This is a genomic window from Flavobacterium sp. Root186, assembly GCF_001428525.1.
GTDB lineage: Bacteria > Bacteroidota > Bacteroidia > Flavobacteriales > Flavobacteriaceae > Flavobacterium.
Window position 1 is genome coordinate 798,321 of sequence record NZ_LMHW01000010.1, and the last position, 12,360, is coordinate 810,680.

Consider the following 12,360-nt stretch of genomic DNA (forward strand, 5'->3'; position numbering starts at 1 on the left):
AGGCTTTTATTTAGGCATTGTTATTTTAACTTTAAAACCTTTATCTGGTTCAGTTTCAAAAGTAATAGTTCCTTTTATGGCCAGAATACGGTTTTCCATATTTTGTAAACCATTTTTTATAATTTTTGATTTTTCGCAGCCTTTTCCGTTATCAGAGTAGTTTATAAATAAGGTATTTGAGTTACTTTCAAACTTTACAACGACGATAGAAGCTCCGCTGTGTTTTTTCATATTGACCATTAATTCATGTAATACCCGCTGAATTGCTATCTTTTTTAAATCTTCAATAGAATCCCAATTTACCTTTTCGATATTCGTAATAATAACATTAGTACTATCGCTGTTATAGGTAGAAAGCATTTCTTTTAAATTGTTAAAGTAATTTGATCCGGTATCGATATCATTATTTTCTCTGGAAATGCCGCGCACACGACTGTAAATATGATCGAGTTTTTGCAATAAAGTTTCTTTTGTATTTTGAATTTCCAGCGGTTGTGTCTGGGTAAAAGTTATGGTATTAAAAACATCATTTGCCAGTTCATCGTGAATGTCTTTCGCGATTCTGGTTTCGGTATCGTAGGCCGTTTTTATTTTTTCGATTCGGTTTCGATTTTGATAAAACTTTCTCAAGTAGAGCAACAGAAAAAAGAGCGATACAATCCCGATTATAAAAAATATCCTCTGGTATCTTGCTTTTTGAAGTGACAATTCATTTTCTACTTTTTCTAATCGCAGTTTTTGGTTTTCGTCTTTTTCTTTTTTTGAATCGTATTTAATTTTAGCAAACTTGTTTTTAAAGTTGTTTCTAATTTTGATTATACTGTCATTTATTGAAATATACTGCTGGGCATATTTTGTACCGGAACCATTAGAAATTAGAAAGGATAAAGCTTTCAATCGTTCGTCAACACTATTTAGTTGAGTGGAAATTTCATAGGCTTTTTTAGCATTTTTATTTGATTTTGCAATGTCAGTTTTGGAATAAAATTCGGAGAGGTGAAGATAACTTTCAATACTTCCGTATAAATCATCTGCTTTTGTTCTCAATTCCAGACTTTCATTCATAAGTTGAAGCCCTTTTTCATTTAAGCCTTTTTTAAAATAGGCAAATCCAAGATTATCAATTACTCTTGCTTTACTTTTTACAAATTTATCGAATGCTTTTGTCTCTAAAATTCCTTCCAGAATTTTAACAGCTTTGTCGTATTTTTTCTGTTTAATATAAACAACAGCAATATTGTTTAAAGGAGATTGTTGGGCTGCCTCATCTTTTGAGTCACTGATTGCCTGATTATAATAAGATACTGCGTCATCATAAATCGAAAGTTCCTTGTCGGCAATTCCGAAGAAATTATTGACCGCAGCACTATAAATATCCTTCTTTTTAATATAAGGCAAAGCTTCTGTAAATGTCTCTTTACTTCCGTAATAGTCGCCGTTTATTTGCTGTATATAACCCATTTGAATTAAATTGTAGATCACATTGGTAGTGTCTTTTATATATTCAAATGTAATTTTTGATTTGTTGAAGTAGTAAAATGCGCTATTGTAATTGCTCTTTTGAAATTGCTCTGTGGCTTTCTGTTGTACCACTTTAGCTTCTTTTTCATTCTTATCGTGTATGGGCAATATATTTGTTTTCTCCTCACAGGAAATAAAAAGAAGAAAAATAAGAAAACAAAAAAACGGGGATCGTAACATAAAAATTACTTTCCCCGAATTTAAACAATTATTAAAAACAACAGATTTTATTTGTTATTTTTTTGGTGGTGGAAGATTAATAGGATCATCACCAGGACCATCTGGTTCGCTTGCCTGTATACTGTCTCGAACGACATCTTTTTTTATCTCCGTTTTTTTATTTGTATCAAATTCGTCAGCAGTACAAGAAAATAATGTAGTTGACAATAGCGCGCACGCTCCCAATAAATATAGAGTTTTCATTTTTTTAAATTTTAAAAATTAGACATAGGCATTGCTGGCCGGAACTTTTCCGGGCTTTTGGTTGAGTGCAATACCAAATTTGTTTGGGAAGTGAAGTGCGTAGAACAGTAAGATTTTCATCTATACTTCCCGGAATAAACTCCGTCTTACGGTTTTCCGCACTTTTTGAATAAACTAGTTTTGTACATTTGTTTTTGACCTGCAGATCAAAGCGCTAACTAATTTTGTTGAGGCAAAGTAACGATGGTTTTGAAGCTGGATTGATCAGAAAGTCAGGAAAGTCTAATATATTTTTTTAAAGTCGGGATAAGTTCTAAGAAGTAGTAAAAAGTAGAATAAAGTACTTTAGAAAAAGTTTTAAAAAGTTTAAAATGCCTATGTCAAACTATACTTTTGAAGATTATAAAAAAGCTATTAAAGCTAAATATGAAGAGGAAATAGAAGGGGAACATTCCTATAATTTAAGTTCTCCAACTACAGCAAATCTTAGAAAATTATGTGTGAAAAGATTCAAGTCAAACAATAATAAAGATGACTTAAGTGCTTTTGAATCTTTTTTTGATGTTCCATTTGATAAGGATAAAAAGAATTTGTTTGGAGATGACGAGATGAATAAATTAGAAGCGGTTAAGAGATTTTTTTTAGGTAGAACAGAAAACCCTGCTGAAGATACAATTCAATTAGCTGCAATACTTGTAGATCTTCAACCAAGGCCTTTTAACAAGTTTAGAAAACAAAATGATCCAGATGATTTAGAATTAATAAATGATCTTAGAGATACCAAATTTTTTAGTCCACAAAATTCTTCTGATGATTTGATAGATGAGGTGGAAAACGAAAATGTTATTGATCCGAAAATTGAAGAGCCAAAAGAAAATCAAAGTCAGGAATCTGAGCCAATTCAAGATGAAGAATCTGAACCAATTTTTGTTGCTGAAAAACCTGAATCATTTCAAAATCAAGAATTAGCACCAACTCCGGCACCCATATCAACTTTTGTTAACATAGATGAGGGAACACCAAATAATATATGGAGGTATTTAGGAATTACAGCTGTTGTTGTTGGATTAGGTTTAATCATTTATTTAGCCTTGCCAAAAAAAGATTGCATGCAATGGTCTGGCGACCATTATGATGAAGTAAGCTGTGATTTGAAAATAGGTGGAATAGGAACATTTAACTCGCCTGAACCTTATGATGAAAGAATTATTGATCTTCGAAGAATTAAGGTTTGCGATACAACAATCTTTTTTAAAAATGAAAAAGCTGTTGTTTGGTATGCTAAGGTGGGAGATAGTGTTGAGTTTTTTAACACACATGGAATGCATCCGGAAAACGGCAGAGCCTTAAGACCCATAACTCATTATATCATCAATAAATATGTAATAAAAAAATAAAGTCTAAAGATATTGCTTTTCAAATAAATGCGATTTATGTAAAATAAACTTAAAATCATGGAAATTTATGTAAGATTATACTTTTAATTTAGCATTATTAAATTAATTCTATAAAAAAAACAAATCGACATGAAAAGTAAAAGCATATTATTCGTATTAGCCTTAAGCCTGGGAATGTTTGCTACGTCTTGTAGCAACGATGATAATGAAGGAGAAACAATTGTACCGTTACAAGGGAAGTATAACCTAAGTAAAACAGGGACAATTGTTGATGGACAAGAAGTATTAGTTGATGCTCTAGAAAACCAAGAAGGATGCACTGCTAATAGAGATTATTTAGAACTAAAATTAAGTAATGCAGCTGTTATAGGTGATTACAGCGGTGAGAATTGTGCTTTAGTAGAAACCACAGGGACTTACGTAAGATCCCATAATGATTTAACGATTACTATTGGTAATGCAAGCTCAACCAGCGATATTATGAACCTTACTAATAAAGAGTTGAAAATTAAAGACAAAGCTACAGGTATAATTACAGTTTATACCAGATAAGAAATTGGTTTTAAGGTAAATTCCTAATTCGAAGAATCAGGAATAAAAACGGAAATGACTTAGTAAAGTTGTTTCCGTTTTTTTTATGAATTGTAGTTGAAGAATTATTCCAGCGGAATATAAATATCAAAAGAAGCGCCTTTATTTTGTTCGCCTTTTGCAGTAATAATTCCGTTATGGTTTTCAACTATTTTTTTTACGATTGCCAGACCAATTCCTGTTCCTTTATATTGATCTCTCCCGTGCAAACGCTGGAAAACATCAAAGATTTTTTTGCTGTATTGTGGTTCAAATCCAATTCCGTTGTCTGAAATAGTTATATGGCAATAAAGGGTTTCTTTTGTTAAAGCTTCTTCCTGAAATTCTGAGCCTTTTGCAATTTCGCTGTTAATTTTTATTACAGCCGGAATATCCGGTTTTGAAAATTTAAGTGAATTGCTGATTAAATTATAAAGCAGCTGTCTAAACTGAAACGGAATAATATTTATCTCGCCAACATCATTGTTTTCAATCACGGCATTTTTTTGTTCCAGTTCTTCTTTAAGATCTTCCCTTACTTCATCAATGATTTTTGAAAGATTTGTTTTTTCAAAAATTCTTTCCTGAATATTCGTTCTCGAATACGAAAGCAAATCGTTAATTAAAGTCTGCATACGCTGTGCTGCGTTTTGCATTCTTTTGAATTTATCTTTTCCTGAATCTGATAAATTTTGAAATTCCTTATCCAAAATCTGCGAAGCAAAAGTTTGAATTTTTCGAAGCGGTTCCTGCAAATCATGACTTGAAATATAGGCAAAAGACTGAAGTTCTTTGTTCATATGCTCCAACTCGGCATTTTTTTGTTCCAGTTCTAAAGCATTCAGTTTAATTTTATCGTCGGCTTTCTTTTTCTCGGTTAAGTCGTGTGTAACTTTCGAAAAACCAATCACATCATTATTCTTATTATGAACCGCTGTAATTACAACACTTGCCCAAAATAAACTCCCGTTTTTACGTACGCGCCAGCCTTGCTGCACTGCACGGCCTTTTTCTCTGGCCAATTCAAGCAATGTATTGGGCAGATTATTTTTCTGATCTTCCGGCGTATAGAAAATAGCAAAATGTTTTCCGGTTATTTCTTGTGCTTTGTAGCCTTTAATTTTTTCGGCTCCAATATTCCAGTTTTCAACAATTCCGTTATGATTTAAGTACAAGATCGCATAATCCTGAACTTCTTCGACCATTAAATGATAACGTTCCTCGCTTTTTTTAAGCGATTTGTACATTTGGCTCAACTCTCTGGTTCTCGCCGTAACCTGCTGCTCCAGTTCATGTGTAAAAGCTTTTTCGGTATGAATATCTGTAAAAGCACCTACCCATTTAATGATTTTATTATCAGTATCTAAAACAGGTTCACCAATAACGGCGTGCCATCTGTAGTTTCCATCTTTTCTTAAAACCCTTACATCAGTTCTGTAAACTTGTCCGGTTTCTAGACTGTGAGCCCAAATTTTGATATTTTCCTCATAATCATCGGGATGAATCATCGCTTTCCATTCCGTTTCTCCCGCAGGCCTTATTCCAGTATATTCTTCCCATTTTCCGGAAGTAAATAAAGCATTTCCTTTTTCATCGGTTTCCCATATTAACTGCGGAATACTTTCTGTTAAAGAGCGGAAACGTTTTTCACTTTCTTCAATTTTTTTTCGGGCTTCAACTTTTTCCGTTACATCAATTATTGTGGCTCTAATTCCAGAAATAGTGTTGTCTGTTTCATACATTGGAGCATATTCAAAATCAATATAAAATAATTGTTCGCCATTATTTCCGTTAATAAAAATTGGCGATTCTATTTCAGAATGTGTTTTTCCGGTCGTGAAAACTTCATTTAATAATTGACTGTATTTTTGAGTGAGAAGTTCCGGGAAAATTTCGAACAATTTTTTACCCTGAACAGCACTTTCCTTTTTGTTCCAAATAGTTTCAAGCAAAGCTAGATTGGCGATTTCAACAACCATTTCGCTGCCTTTCAAAATAGCTTTTGGAACAGGGGACTGCATTACAAGATTGCGGAATCTTTTTTCGCTTTGTTCTAATTCCTGCTGGTGTTTTTTCTCGGGTGTTATATCTCTAATCGTTCCAATTAATTTCTCCGGATTATGATTTTCGTCGTAAAAAACTTTTCCTCTTCCTTCAATCCAGTGAATTGATTTATCGTGCCATATCGTTCGTACTTCATAGTGAAGGGCTCCCAAATTAAGTGCATCTTTAAAGCCTTTATTTCTAATATGCATATCATCAGGATGCAAATGCTGCAGCAATTGTTCGTGCGACAACATAATTTCCTCCTTGTAACCGCCAATAATTTCGAGATACCTTTGAGAATAACGCGGTTCACGTGTTTTTACATTCAATTCCCAGGTTCCTAATTCGCTGGCTTCCACAATAATATTTAAACGTTCCTCGTTTTGTTCTATTTTTTTACGCGCTTCGACTTTTTCGCTAACCTCTGTTACCGTGACAATTATACCTGTAATTTCACCATTTTCTTCTCGTAAAGGATGGTAAAGGAAATCAAAATACGAAATGCTTAATTTTCCATGTCTGTTTAAAGGAACCGGAACTTCGTTACCATGATAAGGAATACCGATTGCCAAAACATTTTTTAATAAAGAATCAACCGTATCTTTTACTTCAGGCAGAGAATCAAATAATGGTCTGCCCACAAAATTTTCTTCTTCTTGTGCAACAAGTTTAAGATAAGCCTCATTTGCAGATTCGACAATATAATCCGAACCACGTAAAATAGTAATCCCAAGTGGAGCCTGTCTTACTGTATCACGGAAACGTTTGTCAGCTATTTCAATTTTTTTAGAAGCAAGATGCAAATCAGTAACATCAGCAGCTGTATTCATAACAGCATATACATTTCCGTTTGTGTCAAACAAAGGAGTAAAACTATAATTGAAATAAAAAGTTTCGAGTTTATTGTTAATAGTTAAATCAATTTGGGCGTTTTTATTATGAAAAGATTTTCCTGTTTTTAAAACACCCAGAACCTGTTCAAAGACAGATTGATTATCGAGTTCAGGCAGAATTTCGCGATATGATTTTCCAATTACATCGCCGCCCTTTCCCCAAACTTTTATAATAGAATCATTGGCAAGTTCAACACGCATTTCTTCACCCACATAAACTGCAATAGGAAAAGGAGCATTTTCAACTAACTGTCTTATTTTTTGTTCGCTTTCCTGAAGCTGCACACGTGCTTCAACCTGATCTATAACTTCTTTTTTCTTTGCAGTAGTTTCAACAACGGTTACTAAAACGCCTCCAACTTCGCCATTTTCAATTCGTATAGGAGAATAAGAAAAATCAAAATAACAAGTTTCAACAATTCCGTTTTTGTTTAAAGGAACAACAAAATCAGGAAAAGAGATAGATTTTCCCTGCATAGCCTCTTCAAGCATTGGCCCTGTAATGTTCCAGATTTCTGAGAAGGTATCTTTGGGAGAATTTCCTAAAGCTTGGGGATGCTTCTCAGAACCAATAATTTTTTGAAAAGCATCATTGTATAACTGCGTAAAATCTTTTCCCCAGGCAATGTACATTCCAAAAGGATTATTGAGTATAACCGAAGTTACGGTTCGCAGACTTTGAGGCCAGTTTTCAGGATCACCTAAAGGAGTTTTGCTCCAGTCTTTGGAACGAATTAATTCTCCCATTTCACCGCCATCGGCTAGAAAATAATGTTCCTTATATGCTTGGCTCATTCAAAGTGGTTTAGGGTTGAATTATGAAATGCGCTCTTTCAGGTTGTTTAAAGTTATTTTGAGAAGCTGCGATAAGTGCATTTTCAATAACGGTTTTTAGTTTTGAAAAATCGCCGGGTTTCCGAATATAAAATGTAGCGCCCATATTGTAGGTCACATCTACAATTTTGGTATCAAGAGAAGTTGAAAATATAATAACAGGGAAATCTTTTAATCTTTCAATCTGTCTGATTTCTGTCAGGCATTCAGATCCATTTTTTTTAGGCATGTTCAAATCCAGAAAAAGAACATCAGGAAGATTCTCTCCAAATTTATCATTAAAAAAATTCATTAACTGAACTCCGTCATTTACAGTTACAAGAGTTGTTGCAAGCGACAGTTCATCAAGAGCTTCTTCAAAGAAAGAGCAGTCATCGTCATCGTCATCGGCAAGTAAAATGTTGTAAATCTGTTGGTTCATGCAGTAAAAATGTTTTTTAGAATAAAAAATAGAAACAAAAATGAATTGTTTCCTGCTAAGATAAAATTAATTTTCGCAGGAAAATTACTTATATACCTATAAAATTAGCTTATTTAAATTAAAATCTGAAAAGATTCTTTCTTAATAATTCTGCTTGAAGTTTTTTTGTAAGTAAAAGTTTTCATTTCGAAAAAATAGGCTTACAATTTTAAAAACGATTAAGACCAAATGCAATTTTTGAATCAATAGTGCGTTTTTATATTTTACCACACTTCTTCGTGGTTGCAAAAATCCCTTATTTTACTACTGTTTACACACTAAAAGTTGTATAAACATTCTACAAAGTGTAAAAATATTACACACATTATTTTATGTAATAATTCGTAAACTGCTTAAATTCAGTTTAAAACCTAAATGGCACAACGCTTGCAAATTGGGAACATGTCACTCTTTGATTTTTTTGGTGTTTACTTAAGAAAAATGCAAAGAAAGACCATTTGATAGAAGCCATTTTAGAGAATTAATACAAATAAACAGGACATGGAAAGCGAAACAATTATTTCAAAACAATTTTATGCAGGAGGCGATATCAGCAGCGAAGTAATCAGCCCATCTATTTTTAAAATAAACAACAACTCAACCAAAAAACATATCGAAAGACCAAAAAGTATTTTTGGTTTTATGGTTCTTGCAGCAACATTTTTAGTATTGATTGCGGGATCTCTTTTAGTTCTTCAATTTCAACCGGATTTTGATCAGCTGCATTTAGAAAGATTAAACTCAACCGGCGGAATTATCTTTCTGGCAATTACCGTTGCATTATTTCTTTTTAAAGGCGGAATGTTTCTTTACAATGTATTTCTTTATCTTAAATACAAACCAATCGAATCTGTGTCAGATGAATTACTGCCAACTTGCACTGTAATTGTTCCGGCATATAACGAAGGAAAATTAGTATATGAAACTTTAATGAGTTTGGCCGAAAGTGATTTTCCGGCTCACAAATTAGAACTTCTGGCTATTGATGATGGAAGTAAAGATGATACATGGTATTGGATTCAACAAGCAAAATTAAAATTAGGTGATCGTGTTTCTATTTTCCAACAGCCGCAAAATAAAGGAAAACGTCATGCACTATACCGTGGATTTAATTTAGGAAAAGGAGAAATTTTTGTAACAGTTGACTCTGATTCAATCGTTAAAAAAGATACTTTAAGAAACTTGGTAAGTCCGTTTGTAGTTGATGAAAAATGTGGTGCTGTTGCAGGAAACGTTCAGGTTTTGAACAACGAAAAAGCAATTTTGCCAAAAATGCTAAACGTAAGTTTTGTAATGAGTTTCGAATTCATGCGTTCTGCAGAAAGTTCATTGGGTTCTGTACTTTGTACTCCGGGAGCTTTAGCAGCTTACAAAAGAACAGCCGTTTTTGCCTGCTTGCCAGAATGGATTGACCAGACTTTTATGGGACAGCCATCTGATATTGGTGAAGACCGAGCCATGACAAACATGATTTTAAAACAAGGACACCATGTATTGTTTCAGCGTAATGCCTATGTATTGACAAATGTTCCTGAAGATTATACAGGATTGTACAAAATGTTCATTAGATGGGGAAGAAGCAATGTGCGTGAAAACATTATGATGGCAAAATATGTTTGGAAAGATTTTAGAAAAGAATCTAAAGTCGGAGCAAGACTTTTGTACACAGAGCAGTTTATAAGAATATTAATGACATATCCGTTCTTTATTTTTATGTTCTATTTTATTGCAACACACCCTTTGTTGTTTATCAGCTCTGCGCTTTTAGGAATATTGCTGGTATCAAGCTTTTCAGTTTTGTTCTATGCAAAAAGATATTCTTTAGGCGAAGCATTCTGGGCCTATTCATATAGTGTTTTCTATACCTTTTCATTGTTCTGGATTGCGCCATACTCAATCATTACAGTTCATAAAAAAGGATGGCTTACACGAGGTTAATAAATTCCACAGACTACTATTATATTTAATCCGAAAAACTCCTGTACCACTAAACAGGAGTTTTTTTATTGTTTTGCTTTCGCCAAAGAAAAATAGAAATTGCATTTACAAAAGCCAGAATCCATAATGTAGGACTCGTAAAAAAGCTCTGATAACTTCGTCCGTTTGGAATTTCGACAAAAGGAACCGTAATAATAACATCAAGAAACAAAGCCGTAAGCGACATTATAATTCCGAGCTGTTGGCCGCTCATTTTATAATTTTTCTGATAATAAAACTTTGCAGCCCCAATAGCAAAAAACACAATCAAAATCGCCACAATAACCGACTGCCATAAAAACGAATCTTTTACAACGGGAATTTGTTCTAAAATATAAAATGAAAGACTAACGGCGAACCAAACCAAAATTCCCGAAAATAATGCTCTGATATATTTCATCTTTTAATTTTCAGGATTCCAAATTCCGGTTTTGGCTGTTTCTTCCGCATAAGCGCTAAAATCTTTGGCTTTTCTGCCCAAAACTTTTTCAATATCAAAAGTCACACTCGAATTTCTTCCGTCTAAAACCTGTTCAAAAAGATAATTTACCAGCCAGATATGATCTTCAGGAATCTGATATTCTTTCAGCATTTGTGTATATTCTTCTAAACTTAAATCCTGAAAAGAAATATTTCTGCTGCTTGCATTGGCAATTTCGTTTACAGCATCCTTAAAAGTTAATAACCTTGGACCGGTTAATTCATACGTTTTTCCGTTATGACTTTCGTCTAAAAGTGCAGCTGTAACAACATCAGCAATATCATCAGCATCCGTAAAAGGCTCGAGTGCTTCAGCTCTTGGCAAAGCCACAATTCCGTAAAGAATTGGATCTAAAAAGAAACTCTCGCTAAAGTTTTGGTTGAACCAGCTGGCACGGATAATCGTCCAGTTTTTTGCATTTTTCTTTACGATTTCTTCGCAGACCTGCGCTTCCTTTTCGCCTCTTCCAGAAAGTAAAACTATTTTCTGTACACCTGATTTTGTGGCAAGATTAGTGAAATTTTCTATCGCATCTGCAGCAAAAGGAACAGCCAAATCCGGTTGAAAAGTGATGTAAACTGTGTCAATTTCTTTTACAACATTTTCCCAGGTTTCTGGTTTTTCCCAATCAAATGGAATTTTCTCATTTCGTGAACCTAAACGAAGTTCAACTCCAGAAATATTTTCTAATCTTGCTGCAACTCTGCTTCCTGTTTTTCCGGTAGAACCCAGAACTAAAATTTTGGTTTTCATATCAATATCTTTTTAAATGATTACTGATACAAAGTTGTCGAGATTAAAAAAGAATCATTTGTCGTAAAAGAATTATGATTTGTTTGAAAAGAATTGGTGTTTTACATCATTTGGCCGCATTCCGAATTTTTTATGAAAAGCATTCGAAAACGAACTCAGACTTTCATAACCAACTTCCCAAGCCGATTCCTGAACTGTTTTTTCGCTTTCGCGGAGTAATTCATACGCTTTATTCAACCGTTCTTCCTGAACGTATTTAAAAACCGGAATCCCGAAAAGTTCTTTAAAATTCTTCTTTAATTTATTACTATTTAAACCCACCATTTGAGACAATTGAGTAATCGAAGGCGGCGTAGAATAATGCGTTGTTACAATTTCCTTAGCCTGAAAAAGTTTGTTTTTATCTATTTCTGATAATTCTGATTTTTTATCAGAAGCTAAAAGAGCATAAAAATGTGCCAAAAGTTCATTAATCTGACTTTTTAAAAATAGAAAACGTGTGTTTCCGGTATATGATGTATTAAATATTTTTTGAACTGCTAATTGCATTTCGAGTGTCATATAAAAAGAAGGCCCTTTTACAAAATGCTCTTTCGGGTTTAATAATTGGGGTAGATAGTTTTCGAAAATCTCTCTTTCAGCCTGCGGAAGAGAGTTTAGATTTTTGAGTTTTGTAAAAATACTAATCGACTGCAAAGGTTTATCGGGTTCAATTTTATGCGAGAATTCAACTTTTTGATTTCCGAAGAAACAAATCGCCAAACCCGTTGTGTTCATTAAATATTTGGTCTGATTATTATGTTTGATTTCTAACTCAACATTACCCGAACCATAAAAAGCAAAACCAACAGCATCTCCGTCAATTTCACATTTCTGCACTATAGTTTTAGTCGTATTAGATTGCTCTACTAAAACAATACAATCATGTAATTCTATAATATCTGTTGTCATAATTGAGGTTGAGGTTTGAATAAAAAGCATGAAAAGTTACTATTTATTTTTTAA

General features: G+C 33.4%; 10 protein-coding genes. 3 read left to right on the top strand and 7 right to left on the bottom strand.

Annotated elements, in window-relative coordinates; genetic code table 11:
* Nucleotides 1-6 precede the first annotated feature (6 nt).
* Together ASD98_RS07365 and ASD98_RS07370 are read right to left on the bottom strand one after the other, a co-directional pair.
* Nucleotides 7-1,701, bottom strand: coding sequence for a tetratricopeptide repeat protein (locus ASD98_RS07365; protein WP_056202150.1), 1,695 nt, complete (start codon nucleotides 1,699-1,701; stop codon nucleotides 7-9).
* A 54-nt stretch (nucleotides 1,702-1,755) separates the two neighbouring features.
* Nucleotides 1,756-1,944, bottom strand: coding sequence for a hypothetical protein (locus ASD98_RS07370; RefSeq protein ID WP_056202152.1), 189 nt, complete (start codon nucleotides 1,942-1,944; stop codon nucleotides 1,756-1,758).
* Nucleotides 1,945-2,321: 377 nt separating this feature from the next.
* On the opposite strand from ASD98_RS07370, the gene ASD98_RS07375 reads away from it, so the two are divergent.
* Nucleotides 2,322-3,341, top strand: coding sequence for a hypothetical protein (locus ASD98_RS07375; protein WP_056202155.1), 1,020 nt, complete (start codon nucleotides 2,322-2,324; stop codon nucleotides 3,339-3,341).
* Nucleotides 3,342-3,470: 129 nt separating this feature from the next.
* Nucleotides 3,471-3,893 carry a lipocalin family protein gene (locus ASD98_RS07380; RefSeq protein ID WP_056202158.1) on the top strand — a complete coding sequence of 141 codons (423 nt, stop codon included), beginning with the start codon at nucleotides 3,471-3,473 and terminating at the stop codon, nucleotides 3,891-3,893.
* A gap of 104 nt (nucleotides 3,894-3,997) precedes the next feature.
* Here ASD98_RS07380 and ASD98_RS07385 read toward each other — a convergent pair whose 3' ends face one another.
* Both ASD98_RS07385 and ASD98_RS07390 read right to left on the bottom strand, forming a co-directional pair.
* A complete protein-coding gene (locus ASD98_RS07385) occupies nucleotides 3,998-7,645 on the bottom strand; it encodes a PAS domain S-box protein (RefSeq protein WP_056202160.1) in 3,648 nt (1,215 codons plus the stop codon).
* A gap of 10 nt (nucleotides 7,646-7,655) precedes the next feature.
* The gene (locus tag ASD98_RS07390) at nucleotides 7,656-8,105 is read right to left on the bottom strand and encodes a response regulator (protein WP_056202163.1); all 450 of its coding nucleotides are present in this window, start codon (nucleotides 8,103-8,105) and stop codon (nucleotides 7,656-7,658) included.
* A gap of 540 nt (nucleotides 8,106-8,645) precedes the next feature.
* Here ASD98_RS07390 and ASD98_RS07395 point away from each other — a divergent pair.
* The gene (locus ASD98_RS07395) at nucleotides 8,646-10,082 is read left to right on the top strand and encodes a glycosyltransferase family 2 protein (protein ID WP_056202166.1); all 1,437 of its coding nucleotides are present in this window, start codon (nucleotides 8,646-8,648) and stop codon (nucleotides 10,080-10,082) included.
* A gap of 49 nt (nucleotides 10,083-10,131) precedes the next feature.
* On the opposite strand, the gene ASD98_RS07400 is transcribed toward ASD98_RS07395, so the two are convergent.
* The 3 genes from ASD98_RS07400 to ASD98_RS07410 form a co-directional block, all read right to left on the bottom strand.
* Nucleotides 10,132-10,521 carry a DUF5367 family protein gene (locus tag ASD98_RS07400; RefSeq protein ID WP_056202168.1) on the bottom strand — a complete coding sequence of 130 codons (390 nt, stop codon included), beginning with the start codon at nucleotides 10,519-10,521 and terminating at the stop codon, nucleotides 10,132-10,134.
* Between the two features lie 3 nt (nucleotides 10,522-10,524).
* On the bottom strand, nucleotides 10,525-11,355 hold the full coding sequence (locus tag ASD98_RS07405; protein WP_056202171.1) for an SDR family oxidoreductase: 831 nt from the start codon (nucleotides 11,353-11,355) through the stop codon (nucleotides 10,525-10,527).
* Nucleotides 11,356-11,427: 72 nt separating this feature from the next.
* Nucleotides 11,428-12,306, bottom strand: a complete 879-nt coding sequence (locus tag ASD98_RS07410; protein WP_056202174.1) for an AraC family transcriptional regulator — start codon at nucleotides 12,304-12,306, stop codon at nucleotides 11,428-11,430.
* Between the last annotated feature and the right edge of the window lie 54 nt (nucleotides 12,307-12,360).

What these genes read in the sequence shown, in the direction of transcription:
- ASD98_RS07370 (WP_056202152.1), bottom strand. Translation starts at nt 1,944, where the DNA reads ATGAAAACTCTATATTTATTGGGAGCGTGCGCGCTATTGTCAACTACA.
- ASD98_RS07395 (WP_056202166.1), top strand. Translation starts at nt 8,646, where the DNA reads ATGGAAAGCGAAACAATTATTTCAAAACAATTTTATGCAGGAGGCGAT.
- ASD98_RS07410 (WP_056202174.1), bottom strand. Translation starts at nt 12,306, where the DNA reads ATGACAACAGATATTATAGAATTACATGATTGTATTGTTTTAGTAGAG.
- ASD98_RS07400 (WP_056202168.1), bottom strand. Translation starts at nt 10,521, where the DNA reads ATGAAATATATCAGAGCATTATTTTCGGGAATTTTGGTTTGGTTCGCC.
- ASD98_RS07380 (WP_056202158.1), top strand. Translation starts at nt 3,471, where the DNA reads ATGAAAAGTAAAAGCATATTATTCGTATTAGCCTTAAGCCTGGGAATG.
- ASD98_RS07365 (WP_056202150.1), bottom strand. Translation starts at nt 1,701, where the DNA reads ATGTTACGATCCCCGTTTTTTTGTTTTCTTATTTTTCTTCTTTTTATT.
- ASD98_RS07375 (WP_056202155.1), top strand. Translation starts at nt 2,322, where the DNA reads ATGTCAAACTATACTTTTGAAGATTATAAAAAAGCTATTAAAGCTAAA.
- ASD98_RS07390 (WP_056202163.1), bottom strand. Translation starts at nt 8,105, where the DNA reads ATGAACCAACAGATTTACAACATTTTACTTGCCGATGACGATGACGAT.
- ASD98_RS07405 (WP_056202171.1), bottom strand. Translation starts at nt 11,355, where the DNA reads ATGAAAACCAAAATTTTAGTTCTGGGTTCTACCGGAAAAACAGGAAGC.
- ASD98_RS07385 (WP_056202160.1), bottom strand. Translation starts at nt 7,645, where the DNA reads ATGAGCCAAGCATATAAGGAACATTATTTTCTAGCCGATGGCGGTGAA.